Annotated in this window: 13 protein-coding genes; 7 read left to right on the forward strand and 6 right to left on the reverse strand. The window is 69.2% G+C overall.

Features of this window, described 5'->3' with window-relative positions:
* Positions 1-4: 4 nt before the first annotated feature.
* The 4 genes from ACNPQM_RS09710 to ACNPQM_RS09725 are packed head-to-tail and all read right to left on the reverse strand — an operon-like array spanning position 5 to position 2,772.
* Positions 5-475: an NUDIX domain-containing protein gene (locus tag ACNPQM_RS09710; RefSeq protein WP_418083690.1), complete on the reverse strand. Its 471-nt coding sequence runs from the start codon at positions 473-475 to the stop codon at positions 5-7.
* The gene (locus ACNPQM_RS09715; protein ID WP_418083692.1) at positions 466-1,335 is read right to left on the reverse strand and encodes an isocitrate lyase/phosphoenolpyruvate mutase family protein; all 870 of its coding nucleotides are present in this window, start codon (positions 1,333-1,335) and stop codon (positions 466-468) included. Before ACNPQM_RS09715 ends, ACNPQM_RS09710 begins: the two co-directional genes overlap by 10 nt.
* Complete coding sequence (locus ACNPQM_RS09720; protein ID WP_418083693.1) at positions 1,328-2,014, reverse strand: dTMP kinase; 687 nt, start codon at positions 2,012-2,014, stop codon at positions 1,328-1,330. The genes ACNPQM_RS09715 and ACNPQM_RS09720 overlap by 8 nt, the downstream gene beginning before the upstream one ends.
* On the reverse strand, positions 2,011-2,772 hold the full coding sequence (locus tag ACNPQM_RS09725; protein WP_418083694.1) for a hypothetical protein: 762 nt from the start codon (positions 2,770-2,772) through the stop codon (positions 2,011-2,013). Before ACNPQM_RS09725 ends, ACNPQM_RS09720 begins: the two co-directional genes overlap by 4 nt.
* Before the next feature lie 306 nt (positions 2,773-3,078).
* On the opposite strand from ACNPQM_RS09725, the gene ACNPQM_RS09730 reads away from it, so the two are divergent.
* Genes ACNPQM_RS09730 through ACNPQM_RS09740 form a run of 3 tightly spaced genes read left to right on the forward strand, consistent with a single transcriptional unit; the run spans position 3,079 to position 6,038 of the window.
* Positions 3,079-4,491 carry a helix-turn-helix domain-containing protein gene (locus ACNPQM_RS09730; RefSeq protein ID WP_418083695.1) on the forward strand — a complete coding sequence of 471 codons (1,413 nt, stop codon included), beginning with the start codon at positions 3,079-3,081 and terminating at the stop codon, positions 4,489-4,491.
* 59 nt (positions 4,492-4,550) lie between these two features.
* Positions 4,551-5,552, forward strand: a complete 1,002-nt coding sequence (locus ACNPQM_RS09735; protein ID WP_418083696.1) for an asparaginase — start codon at positions 4,551-4,553, stop codon at positions 5,550-5,552.
* Positions 5,553-5,579: 27 nt separating this feature from the next.
* Entirely contained in the window at positions 5,580-6,038 is a 459-nt protein-coding gene (locus tag ACNPQM_RS09740; protein ID WP_418083697.1) for a PPC domain-containing DNA-binding protein, read from the forward strand.
* Here ACNPQM_RS09740 and ACNPQM_RS09745 read toward each other — a convergent pair.
* Positions 6,025-6,645 (reverse strand): nucleotidyltransferase domain-containing protein, encoded by a 621-nt coding sequence (locus ACNPQM_RS09745; RefSeq protein WP_418083698.1) that lies wholly within the window; start codon positions 6,643-6,645, stop codon positions 6,025-6,027. The two genes, ACNPQM_RS09740 and ACNPQM_RS09745, sit on opposite strands and share 14 nt — an antisense overlap.
* Before the next feature lie 480 nt (positions 6,646-7,125).
* On the opposite strand from ACNPQM_RS09745, the gene ACNPQM_RS09750 reads away from it, so the two are divergent.
* Complete coding sequence (locus tag ACNPQM_RS09750; RefSeq protein WP_418083699.1) at positions 7,126-7,656, forward strand: ATP-binding protein; 531 nt, start codon at positions 7,126-7,128, stop codon at positions 7,654-7,656.
* A 163-nt stretch (positions 7,657-7,819) separates the two neighbouring features.
* On the opposite strand, the gene ACNPQM_RS09755 is transcribed toward ACNPQM_RS09750, so the two are convergent.
* Positions 7,820-8,017 carry a phosphatase PAP2 family protein gene (locus ACNPQM_RS09755; protein WP_418083700.1) on the reverse strand — a complete coding sequence of 66 codons (198 nt, stop codon included), beginning with the start codon at positions 8,015-8,017 and terminating at the stop codon, positions 7,820-7,822.
* A gap of 35 nt (positions 8,018-8,052) precedes the next feature.
* Here ACNPQM_RS09755 and ACNPQM_RS09760 point away from each other — a divergent pair, with 35 nt between their 5' ends.
* The 3 genes from ACNPQM_RS09760 (at position 8,053) to ACNPQM_RS09770 (ending at position 12,724) form a co-directional block, all read left to right on the forward strand.
* On the forward strand, positions 8,053-9,273 hold the full coding sequence (locus tag ACNPQM_RS09760; protein WP_418083747.1) for a damage-control phosphatase ARMT1 family protein: 1,221 nt from the start codon (positions 8,053-8,055) through the stop codon (positions 9,271-9,273).
* A 45-nt stretch (positions 9,274-9,318) separates the two neighbouring features.
* Positions 9,319-11,169, forward strand: a complete 1,851-nt coding sequence (locus tag ACNPQM_RS09765; protein ID WP_418083701.1) for an RNaseH domain-containing protein — start codon at positions 9,319-9,321, stop codon at positions 11,167-11,169.
* 352 nt (positions 11,170-11,521) lie between these two features.
* A complete protein-coding gene (locus ACNPQM_RS09770) occupies positions 11,522-12,724 on the forward strand; it encodes a serine/threonine-protein kinase (protein ID WP_418083702.1) in 1,203 nt (400 codons plus the stop codon).
* Positions 12,725-12,848 lie beyond the last annotated feature (124 nt).

The raw sequence follows: 12,848 nt of genomic DNA on the forward strand, positions 1-12,848 counted from the left end.
AAGGTCACCACCTGTCCACGAAGGGGTCGGCGAGCTCCCCGCTCAACGCCGCCGACAGCGGGCGGTTGATCCGGGGCAACAGGTACACGTCGCCCAGACGTTCCAACGGAACCCACTCGAAGCCCACCTGGATGGGGTCCGGCGGTTCCGGCATGCGCGGCTCGGCGTCGTTCACCTGCTCGGCGAGGAAGTTGAACTGAACCTTCTGTACGTCTCCGAACTCGCCCTGCCACGACTCGGGGACGTACTCGACGACGCACAGCAGACGCCGGGCCACGACCTGGAGGCCGGTCTCCTGTGCAACCTTGCGGTTCACAGCGTGGCGCAAGTGCTCGCCGACTTGGGCCTTGCCGCCGGGAAGGTTGTAGTGGAATCCGGCCTCGTCGTCGTACGACAGCAGCAGGACGGCGCCGTCGCGCACGATCGCCGCCTTCACGGAGACACTGATCCGAGGTAGCTCGGGTGTCAGACGCACGACAGCGCTTCCGGTTCGCCGACGCGCATCAGGTCGCCGACCTCCGCGAGGGACCCCGCGACGGTGGAGCGGAAACTCCCTCCGCGCCGGAACTGACGAGCGGCGGTGCGCATACCCGCGAGGGCGGCACGGCTGAGCTGGTTCGCGTAGATGCAGAGGCGGAAGCCGGCCTCTCCGAGTTCGGCGGTGCTCAGGTCGGGGAACGCCGTGGGCACGCTGACCAGCGGTACGCCGTGGCTCCACGTACGTCCGATGGCCCGCGCCTGATCACCGGTCGCGTCCTTGGAGTGGATGAGTACCGCATCCGCCCCGGCCTTGGCGTACACCTCGGCCCTGGCGATCGCCGTGGCCATGTCCTCACCGGCGATCAGGGCCTCGGTGCGGGCCACAACCACAAGGTCGTCACCGGCGACCTTCCGTATGCGCTCCACCTGCTCGCACAGAAGGTCCCGGTCGGCGAGGGTCTGGGCCCGGTGGGCAGCGAAGCTGTTGCACTTCGGGTACGCGCTGTCCTCGACACACACCGCCGCGGCTCCGGCGCGCATCAGGTCGTACGCGAACCGCTCCGCCGTGCGCCCCGAACCGCCCGCGTTGTCGATGTCCACGATGACGGGCAGTTCGGTGACACGGCCGAGCGAGGCGACCACGTCGGACAGGTCCCGGGGGCCCAGGACGTTGGCGTCCGGCAGCCCGGAGGCCGCGGACACCTCCAGACCGCTCACCCACAGGGCGTCGAAGCCCGCTTCCGTCGCGACGTGCGCGGCGAGCGCATTCACCGCACCGATCGCCAGTATCGGGTGCTTCCGCTCGCTGTCGTCGAGGGCCTCGCGCAAACGCATTGCCTTCGTGCCGTCAGCCATGGGTCTCTCCTCCTTCCGTGTGGGCGGCGATGGGCGGCACCAGCTCTCGTTCGCGCAGTACATCCCAGGCTGCGAGCAGCACCTCGGACCGGGGCCGGCGGGCGTCCAGGCGGACCACGTCGCCGAGGAGCGGGAACTCGTCGGGCTTCGTGACCACGGCCTCATAGGTCTCGCGAACCCGGCTCTGGACGTCGTGCACGTCCCAGTCGGCCCGGACGGCGTCTCCCTGTCGGGCCTGCGCCCGGCTCATCGAGGCGTCGGTCTCCAGGTCCAGGACGAGCGTGAGATCGGGGGCCACGGTGAGGTGCGCGGCCAGCGTCTCGTACGTCTCCGACGCCCTCATGCCGTGCTTCACGGCGAAGAAGGCCAGCTCGCTGAGGAGCCAGCGATCCGCGATCACGGGCCGGACCGGTTGTTGGGGGAGCACGAGGTGATCCAGCGTGGCCCGCTTGTCCGCGGCGATCGCGGACAGGTAGGCGTCACGGTTCCCGGCGTTCGGCTGGTACTTGCCGGTGACGATGGCGGCGGCCTGGTCGGCGGCGAGGAAGTTGGTGGTGAGCATGCACAGCGGTGTGACGCCGTAGAACCCCTCCCAGAGCCGGAAAAGGCCCTTGCGTAGCGTCGTCTTGCCGGTGCCGTCGAGCCCCTCGATGACGATGAACGGATGGCGATGGTTCATTCGACCTGCCCCGCCCCCGTGCCGCCGGCGTACTTGGTGAAGCGGCCCCGCCAGCGGGCCGTGGTGGACACCAGGTCCACCAGCCGCAGCTCCGCCAACTCGTAGACGAGGCGGGGCAGCTCGGGCTCGGCGCAGATGCTGGCCTCGATTGCCCGGCAGTATGCGGCGCGGAGGGCCGGGTCGTCGGCGGAGTTACGCAGCGCCGCCTCCAGCACCCGCGTGGCCATGCCGTGGGCCACGACGCTCATCGCGCTGCCCAGGGCCTGCTCATGCAGCTGGCCCGGGTGCGGCTCCAACGTGATGTGGTGCACCCCGCGGTGGCGGATCACCGCGAAGAAGCCCACCCACCACGCGGCGGCGGCGCTGACGGCGGTTACGGCGTCGGACCAGGCCGCCCCGGACCGCTCCGCGAGGATGCCCTGGGCAGCGGTGTCGGCGGCGCGGTGAAGTGCCCCGCGCCGGTTCCGCGACTCCACTCCGTGCCGCTGGGGCAGCTCCCACCAGAAGCCGAGCCCGGCGTCCTCCAGTAGCGGCATCGCGGACTCGTCGGCTGCTGGCAGCGGAGACGGGCGCTGGGCCAGCACGGAGACATCGGCGCCCGGCACGTCCGGCAGCGCCTTCTCCTCGGCGACGGCAGTCCGCCATTCGTCGAGATGGAGATGGAGCCGCTGGGTCAGCAGCCCGTCTGCCAGTGTCTGCCAGGCATGGGCCAGCGGCGGCGAACCGGGTGGCCGGGGCGGCAGGGTCAAGGAGGTCACAGGGCGGATCCTCACGTCCGGGGAGTCGCGGCACGCGGCTCCGGTCGGTGGTGCTCCACCACGATGGCCGCCACGAAGGCCGACGCCTATGAGTGTTTATGAGCCCCACCAGCGGAACGTGTCCGGGTGGTCGCAGAGCGGGGGAGAATGCCGACCATGGTCGACAGCGGACAGCGGCGGTGTACGCGCTGCGGTGCCCTTCTCAGTCGCTTCAACGCCGGTACACGATGCGCCTCGTGCCAGGACGGGACGGCTGCACGACGGGCAGACCCGGCCTTCTGGCGTGATCCGACGGTCCGGCGAGCCGTGGCCGCATGGGAACTCGGAACCGTCGTCAAGCTGTTCAGGAAGCACACGGGCCTCTCCCAGGCCGGCGTGGCGCGGATGGTCAGCATCGACCAGGCCGAGGTCAGCAGACTCGAACGCGGGCTCAAACAGATCCGCGACCGACGGCAGTTCGTCCAGTGGACCGATGCGCTGGGAGTTCCGGAGGAGCTGCTCGGGCTCCTGCCCACGGCCGATCCGCACATCCGGGACTCCACGGGCCGACAGGGAACGGCGAACACCGGAGCCCGTGGGTACGCGCCGCTGCCTGAAGGTCCGGGCCAGCTTCTCTTACCCGCCGGCCGGTCCGTCTCGACGACGGCGCTTCCCGTGCTGACCCTTCCCGCGGCCTCCTTCCTCGGGGACAGCCTGAGACTCGACTCCCGTCCGGAGCTGGATGCCTGGCGCACCATGCCGATGCGCGCGCTCGTCGTCGCGAACCGCACGGTGGACGGGGCGGTCCGGCAGTTCGTCACCGACGCCCGACCGAGCAGCGTACGCGGCACCGCCTCCGACCCGGTCGACATCCCTGCCGCGTACGAACTGGACGACTTGACCTACGGCATCCTGTGGGCCGTGTCTGGTTTCGAGGCGGCACTCCTCGGCGATGACCAAGCCCTGTACACCTCGCTGGCGTCGCTCACCGCTTCCCCAGGCTCACCAGTCGCCTCCGACCAGGGACTGACCGAAGTCTCCCGGATGCTGATCGGCTCAGAGACCGCCGCCCGGTACATCCTGGGCCACCGTGACCACCTAGGCGACGCGCCCGTCTTCTGGACCAGAGAACAGCGCGGTGAAGAGGCCGCCACGTGGCTGTTCTTCCGGCACAAGTACCGGTACCTCGAACGATTGGCACCCCGGCGTCCGGGCGGTACCAGCGGCCGAGGGTTCTGCGTCCCCGAGACGGCGGTCGCCTCCTCGCCGGCGTACGAGCGCGTTCTGCTGTTCCTCGCCATCGCGCTCATGGAGTCCTTCGGCATCCGCACCTGGGTGACCGACGACGAAGGTTTCGCGCACACCGACGGCTTCGCGCTCTCTCAAGGGCGCCAAGCCGTCATCGCCTCATGGGTACGGACCGAGGGGGCGTCCCACCTCGCGGTCACCGCGCGGCCGGGGGCCCTGCGCACGTTCGCCGACGTGACAGGCCACGTCAGCCATCACTCGGCCACGGCGGCCGAACAAGCGGGACAGCGCCTCGCGGCCACGGCGCAGTACCTCGGCCTCGATGCCTCCTGGCTCGGGCGCCGGTGCGCACAGTTGTCGGCCGTGGGCACGGAGCGGCTCGCCCGGCCGCGCAGCCGGTTACTCGGCCTTGAAGGGCTGGATGCCGCCTGCCGGTTCGTGGCCGGGCAGCTGGTGATCATTCCGCATACCCGGACGGCGCCGACCCGATAGCCTGCGTGAACCACTCGTGAGGCCGCGCTCGGCGGCGTCCGGACAGGGGAGCAGGGGATATGACGGAGTCGGTCAGGAAGGTGGCGGTCTTCTCCCTCGGCGGCACGATCGCCATGACCACGGATCCCACTACCGGAGGCGTCGTACCCGCGCTCTCGGCCCACGAACTCATCGCCGCGGTACCCGCCCTGGCCACGAGCGGTATCGGCCTCAAGGTGCGGGACTTCCGGCGTCTGCCCGGTGCCTCCCTGAGCTTCGCGGACCTCACCGCGCTGTCGGCCGCGATCGCGGCGGAGCTGGAGACCGGAGACGTCGACGGCGTCGTCATCACCCAGGGCACCGACACCATCGAGGAGACCGCCTTCCTCCTCGACCTCTACCACGGCCACGAGCAGCCGGTCGTCGTCACCGGCGCCATGCGCAACCCCACCCTGCCCGGCGCCGACGGTCCGGCCAACCTCCACGCCGCCGTCCTGGCCGCCGCCGACCCCGGACTCAGTGGCGCCGGCTGCCTCGTCGTACTCGGCGACGAGGTCCACTCGGCACGGACCGTCCGCAAGTCCCACACCACCAGCCCCGCTGCCTTCACCTCACCGGCGTGCGGCCCGATCGCGCGGATCGTGGAGAACCGGGTGCGGATGGTAGGCGTGCTGCCGCGCCGCGGACCGCTGGTCGGCGTCCCCGACCGTGAGGCGCGCGTCGGGCTCTACACCGTCACCCTCGGCGACGACGGCGCCCTGCTCGACGTGTGGGACGGCAACTGCGACGGGCTCGTGGTCGCGGCCTTCGGCGTGGGCCACGTCCCGGAGCGTCTCGTCGAAGGGCTCACCAAGCTCGCGTCCCGCATCCCCGTGGTCCTCGCCTCCCGCATCGGCAACGGACCCGTCCTGTCCGACACGTACGGCTTCCCCGGCTCCGAGAAGGACCTCCTCGGACGAGGACTCATCGGTGCCGGAGACCTCGGCCCCTACCATGCGCGGATCCTGCTGCAGGCCCTGCTCGCCCAGGGCGCCGACGGGGCGGCGGTCCGCGAGACCTTCACCACCGCCTCCGCCCGCTGACCCCACCTCATCAGGAGACACCCGCACATGCGTGCTCACGAGCTGACCGTCGGCCGTACCTTCGGCGTCACCTTCGACCACGGGGAGGACTTCTTCGAGGCGCTGTCCACCTTCTGCCGGGACAACGGCGTACGGCAGGGCTATATCCCCTCGTTCATCGGGGCCTTCGCGGAGGCCGAGATCGTGGGTGCCTGCGAGAAGCTCGCGGACCCGGACGCACCGGTCTGGGCGAAGACGTACGTCACCAACGTTGAGGCGTTCGGCGCCGGCACCCTCGCCCATGACCCCGCCACCGGCGGGATACTCCCGCACATCCACGTCTCCGCCGGCCTGAAGGCCCAGTCGGCCGACGGCAGGACGAGTCACCTCCTCGGCGCCAAGGTCCAGTTCCTCAGCGAGCTGATGGTCGTGGAGGTCACGTCGCCCACGATGACCCGGCCCCGGAACCCCGACCTCTACGACGTTCCACTGCTCACGTTCGGCTGACCGGCAGAAGCCGGCGAATCCAGGAGTGGCCCGGAGCGATCACCTCGATCGCGTCCGCCAGCCAGGCGCGTGCCGGAGCGTCGAGCAGCGGCAGCACAGCTTCGAAGTCGGTCTCGTCCTTCTCCCGGGTCGCTTTCGCCTTGTAGAAGAGCTGCACCTCGGGCACGAGATACGGGATGCCCGTCTCGCTCGTTCGCCCGAGCTGGTCGATCGGGAGCCGGATCTTCGGGGTGCGCCGCGAGACCCACTGGGTGCCCTCGGCCTCGTCCAGCATGAGCTGCACCGACCAGGGCGCCTCCGTCGTGCGGCGGCACCAGATGTCGTGGAGCGGCGGCCGAAGGACCTCTCCAGGACGCCACGGTCGAAGCTCCCCCTGGCCGGGCGGGTCCGCCACGTACAGGTCCCAGTCGGCCAGCAGTTCACGTACGAGGGCCTGGTCTCGCCGGAGGACGAGGACGTCGAGATCGCCGTGTGCGCGCAGCTCGCGGCCGACCGCGAGTTCGATCGCGTAGCCACCGGCGATCCACCACGGGAAGTCCGCCTTGGCGAAGACCGCGGCCACATCCTCGGGACGATCCGGCACCCAGCGTCCCAATACGTCACTCACCCGCCCATACTCTCAGCTTGAGATTTAACCTCGCCATTCGAACATGGCCCTCTGCCGTATCTGCTGGGCGTTTTCTCCCGATTCGACCCTGTCGCGGGCGCGTTGATCGCGCCTGAAAGCGCCGGTCAGACGTGTTCGAATCCGCTGGGTTAAATCTCAAGCTCAGTGGCCGGACGGGCAGAGGTAAAGGCCGACGGCGGGTGTCGGCGGTCTCGCTGGAGCGCCTTGTCGCTCGTTCGTCCCTGCGCTCATAAACGCCCATGAGTATCAGGGGCACCTGCGTCCATCGTTGAGGGCGTGACTCGCGACTGGCACCGTGGCTGGTGCTTGAGCCACGATCTTCCCGGAGCCGCGCGCCCGAAGCCAGCGTGCTTCCTGCGGCCGTACGCCTCTCTGCGGCGTACCTGACGCACTTCCGCGACCACGTCGCAGCCTCGGGAGACGGCCATCGACGTCACCCAAAAGGAGGTCCGCCGCCCGATGATCAGCGCGCCGTCCGCCGCTCTCGGCCTCGTGTACCGCTGGACCGACCACACTCTCAACCCGACCGGCGAAGCCCGCGCGGTTCTGCGACGTGTCCTCAAGGACCTGGGCCTGTCCGGAAACGTCATCAGTGACGGAGTCCTGGCCGTCTCGGAGCTCGTGGCCAACGCGCACGAGCACGCGTGCGGCCCGTACGAGGTGCACATCCGCTCGGCCGCCGGGAGATACATCTGCGAGATCCATGACGGGGATCCGGTGCTCCCCACGGGCCTCTACCTCGGTGCCACGCCCTCGCCGGACGCCGAACCGGCTGAGGGGGCGGGCGGGTTGCTCGCTGAGCGGGGACGGGGCCTGCGCATCGTGAATGAAGTGGCCCAGGGGCAGTGGGGGTTCCACGTCACGGAATGCGGCGCCAAGGCCGCCTGGATCGTGTTGGCCACGGCTTCAGCGGAGCTGTCCGAGGGGAAGGATGCTGACGGCGTTCGGGCATCCTGTGCCGAGCGTGAACCGAGGCCCCGAAGCGCCTGACAATTCATCAGATCCTGTTCGACGCTGCCAGGACGCGTCTGGCGAGGCAGGCAGGGTTGCAGCAGGCCCCGAGAGGCGAGTGCGCCAAGCGACACTGGCCAACCGCTGTCTGATCCGACGGATACCTCTCGGTCCGCTGACGCGGTGAACCTGCGCGGACCGGTCAGCGCAGCCCTGCGAACACCACAGCTGCCGCCGTGCCGCCCAGGACGGCGCCCACGATCACCTGCGCGGTCGTATGGTCGCGCAGCGAGACCCGGGACCAGCCGACAGCGGCGACGCCGAGGAAGAGGAGGGCAGCCCACCAGACGGGCGAGGTGCTGGTGGGCAGTGCCGCCGGCGTCGTAGCCCTGGGGATCATGGACACATGAGCGAGAAGTGAAGGGCTTGGACACCATGACAGAGAAGACCTCCCGCGCCTCGGGCGAAGAGGCAGTCCGCGATGCCGGCCCAGTCGGTGCTCCGGTCATCCTGAGCAACGAGTCCGGCTCGTTCGCCTGGGGTGTGCTGACCAAGCGCCACCCTGCCCTCATCCAGCAGGTACGAGATGCCTTCCCGTACGGCCGCCGACAGTACGAGGCCCTCGACGCCCTGCTGGAGGAGATCACCAACGGTGTGGTCGAGCCGCTTGCCCCTGCGGAACACGACCACGAGCGCTGGGCGGACTGGGGGCAAGAGCACTTCGGGCGCTCGTGGTACGACGCCCCGTTCCTGTGGGCGGAGAGCTACTTCTACCGCAGGCTCCTCGCCGCCGTCGAGTACTTCGGCACCGGCCCATGGCAGGGAGTTGATCCGTTCGCGCCGTTCAAGCAGGCCGAACTGCGCGGCGACGCGGTGGAAGAGGAGTTGCGGGCCCTCGACGCACTTGCGGACGCGCCGGCCGAGGAGCGGGCCACGGCCCTGCTCCACGCCTCGCTCTGGGGCAATCGTGCGGACCTCGGCTTCCGCGTTGCGGCGGGGGAGCCGACGATCGATGGCGCCGCTGCCTCCACGCTGGTCGCCGACGACAGCGCCGTGCTGTGGCAGCTCCTGCCCGCCGGAGCGTCCTCCACCGTCTCCGTGGTGGCGGACAACGCGGGACGAGAGCTCATCCCGGATCTGATCCTTATCGACCACCTCCTCGAACAGCGGCACGCCGAGCGCGTCGTGCTCCACGTCAAGCCCTACCCCTACTACGTCTCCGACGCGATGACGGCTGACGTCGTCGACTGCCTCCGTCGCCTCACCGAGGCGCCCGGCGAAGCCGGCCGGATCGGCGGCCGACTCTGGAAGGCCATGGCGGCAGAAAGCCTGGAGGTCCGCACCCACCCGTTCTTCTGCGCTCCGCTGCCGTACGGGGAGATGCCCGAGGACCTTCGCGGCGAGTTCGCGAGCGCCACGCTCACCATCCTGAAGGGTGACCTCAACTACCGTCGCCTGGTAGGCGACCAGGCGTGGGACGCCACGGCGCCTTTCACTGACCGCACTGACTACTTCCCGGGGGCCGTCGCGGCGCTCCGGACTCTGAAGTCCGACGTCATCGTCGGTCTGGACAAGGGAACGCTGGACGCCCTCGAACGGTCCAGGACTGCCTTGCGTACGAGCGGAACTCACGCGCTGATTCAGGTGCGACGGTAGACCTGGGGCGGGGTGAGCTCCCGCGCATCAGGTCTCATACCTGGAATGGGCGGCCACGTGCAAGCTCTCTCCCGGCTCGGCATGGGCCGCTCCGTCCTCCACGAGGTCGACCGGCAGATCCAGGCCGACAGGCTGGCCCGCCAGCAAGCCCAGGAGAACGGTGAGGAGAGGCCCGCCCCGCGGCCACTGGGCACAGTGCGGCCCATCATGGCCAAGAACTTCTACTTCCCCGTCGGCTCGGGTGTCGGGATGGACTACTGCCGGGGGCTGTACGACCACATCCAGATCGCCCTCGGCGACAACTGCCAACCTCTGTATGGCTTCTTCGAGGGCGGCAACTTCAAGCAGGCCAAGAAGGACGAAGTCCTCATGGAGCCGCTTGACGTCACCCGCTCCCTGGACGCCATGGGCCTCGAACACCTGCGCATCGTCTGCCTGTGGGCGACCGACGAGATCCGTCAGCGGATGATCAACGCACTCGCCCGCGCCTACGGACTCGATCCCGCCAGCCTCAACCCCGCCGAAGGCAAGAGCGTCACGCTGCACGGCACCCGGGTCAGCGTCGTCTTCCACCACGTTCCCGACTTCCTCCAGCACGGATCCGCGGCCGGCAGGACCGCGCACACGGCCGACCTGGTCTCTTTGAAGGCGGGGTCAGGAGAGATCGTCGGTGTATGGGCGGAAACCGAGTACGGCGACGGGAAGAAGGGCTCCCCGGCGAGGCCGAAGGACAGCGAAGACGCGAAGCACCAGACCCACCGGATCCTCGCCAAGATGGGTCTGGTGGTCCAGTACATCGACAGGGCCGTCCAGACCGGCATCGACAAGTCCACCGGCATGGACCACCAGAGCCTGTCCTGCCTCATGGACCTCTACCGCAATCTCGGGTTCATTGACCGGCGGATCTCCCGCGTTCTGGCCAAGCCCATCGGGAAGCTCCCCGCCGACGGGGTCGCGCACTGCGGCGTCCATGTCCGCAGGCAGTCACGTCGCCCGGGTGAGAGAGACGCCAGGATCTCCGTCTCCGCGAGCGTCCTCAAGCCCCCCACCGTGCCGGACGGCGCGTGGACGCTCCACGGATGGTCATACACCGACCGCACCTGGAGGCCGTACCACCTGGCCGAAGCCGCCTTCCACGCCGCCGACTACCCGGCCGGGAAGATGACGGAGTTCATGGACAACTTCGCCGGCTATTCCAGCACCGCCAAGGTCATCGACCAGGCGCTGGAGGACCTCGCCGACTACCTGGGCGGCACCCCGTACACGGTCACGGTTGACGGCGTCGCCTGCCGACGGCTGTGGAAGGGCCTGAACAACAGGACTCAGGGCCAGCCACCCGAGCCCAACACCACCTGGCTCCCGGGTTCCACGATCGCCCCCAGGCACCGGCCGATCGCCGTGGTGCGCCTCAACAAAACCGACGAGGAGGTCCCGCGCCCGGTGCAGGTGACCATCACCGACGAGGACGACAGCGAGATCAAGACCAAGGAACGCACCACGCAGGTCTTCCGGATCGACCCCGATCTCGGTGAGCAGTGCACCTGGCTGCTGGTCAACACAACCCATCAGTTCGACGGCAACGGTGCCGGTAGGCAAGGCTCGAAGAAGACCCGTTACGGCGCACTGCCGTGGAACAAGGGCAAGAACGAGATCAAGGCGAACTACTACGCCATGACCGCAACCGAGATCTTCCCGATCACCGTGAACACCGACCAGCGCCGAGAACTGATGATGGTGACCGCCAGGCTCTGCCACCAGGCCCTCGCTTGGAAGCACCGTACCCGCTACCCGATCCCGCTCCATGCGGCGCTTCAGATGGACAATGACCACCCGCAGTACCGACGCACCATCACGCCTGAGGACCTCGACGGCGACTTGAATGGCGAGGACGAGTAGCCTCGTCACCTCTGCCACGCGGCCGCGGTCGGGGCACCACACAGAGGATCGCGCGCCGCTGCGGTCGGCTGGAACGCGCTTGCGTGGCGCCCGGGTGGCCGCTGCGCAAGCGCCGCCAGTCGTCTGGCAGGCTGACCCCCGAGCCGCAGCCATAGCGGCCTGATTCCGGACACGGAGCCGGGAAGATCGGCCCAGTCCGATGTGATCACTTCCTCCTGTGGGATGTCGATCAGTAGGCTGTGGGGGTGATTCGTCGGTGTCCATGCCCCTCGTGCCTTGCTTCTTCTATGGTGGAGCGTATGCATGCGCCGAGCGAGGTGGTGCTGTCGTTGCGGAAGTCAGGGGGTGTGCGTTGAGCGGCGCGACTCTGCCGTCGCGCGTCGGTCCGTACCTCGTCGAACGGCGGCTCGGCGCCGGCGGGATGGGGGAGGTGTACCTCGCCTACTCGGTCGCGGGTGAACCGGTCGCTGTGAAGGTGATCAGGCCCGACCGCACGGATCCGCACACGCGCGCCCGGTTCGAACGCGAGGCGACGATCGCGCGTACGATCTCGGGCACGGGTCGTGTGGCCCGTTTCATCGAGGCGGACCCGTTCGCCGAGCAGCCCTGGCTGGCCATGGACTATGTCCCCGGTCGCCCGCTTTCCGACGTCGTGCGGGACCAGGGTCCGCTGTCCGCGCCACTCGTGGCGAGCCTCGGCGCGTTGCTAGCTGAGGGGCTTGCCGCGGTGCACGCCGCGGGCCTGGTGCACCGCGACCTGAAGGCGCAGAACGTCATCCTCGGCGACTTCGGCCCGGTGATCATCGACTTCGGCCTCGGCGCTTTCGTCGGAGCGTCCAAGGGAACGCTCACGCAGGCTGGCATGGTCATCGGCACGGTTCGCTGCATGCCGCCCGAGCAGGCCCTGGGCGAGCTCGACGTGACGCAGGCCGCTGATGTGTACGGCCTGGGCACCGTACTTCTCTACGCGGCGACCGAGCACTACCCGTACGACGGCGCCCGGTGGGAGGCAGTCGCCGCGCAGGTGGTCAACCCAGAGATCGGCCCCGACCTGTGCGGGCTGCCCGATGAGCTGGCCCCGGTCGTGACGGCCATGCTGGCACACAAGGCGGACGACCGCCCCTCTCTGGAGGAAGTGACCCGGCAGTGTGCTGATCTCATGCATCAGCTGGGTACGAGTCCGGCTCGTGCACGGCGCGCTCTGATCCAGGAGACGACGGCGAAGGACCATTCCACGATGGTGCTGCCGCAGCCTGATGGACCGATGCTGGACCGGCTGGACTCACTCGAGAAACTGCTGCGCGAAGAGCCAGCGGTCCCGGTGGAAGAGATCTTTGTCTCGCCACCCGGCGGTGAATCCGGTCCGGACTCACCAGCCGCGAGCGACACCGCGAGCCCACTCCCGCCTGTGTTCGTGCAGGTACCCGAGCCCGCGAGCGGAAGCCCGGCTGCGCCCACACCACAAAGGGGCCGCCCTCCCGCTTCCCGGAGGGTCGCCGAGGAGTTGCGCGAGCGCTACGCGGTGGGGCCCGCGCTCGCCTGGTCGAAGCGCTGAACCGCTCTTCCCCCCTATCTACTGGCGAGATCGGTTCGGGGCGGCAGAGAGGGCGAGGGGGCGATTCGTCGGCGCCCGTCTCACCTGTCGGCCGCCTCAGGCCCCGCACGACCACCCTGCACAT

Source organism: Streptomyces sp. NPDC056231, from assembly GCF_048270745.1.
In the GTDB taxonomy this organism is placed as follows: domain Bacteria; phylum Actinomycetota; class Actinomycetes; order Streptomycetales; family Streptomycetaceae; genus Streptomyces.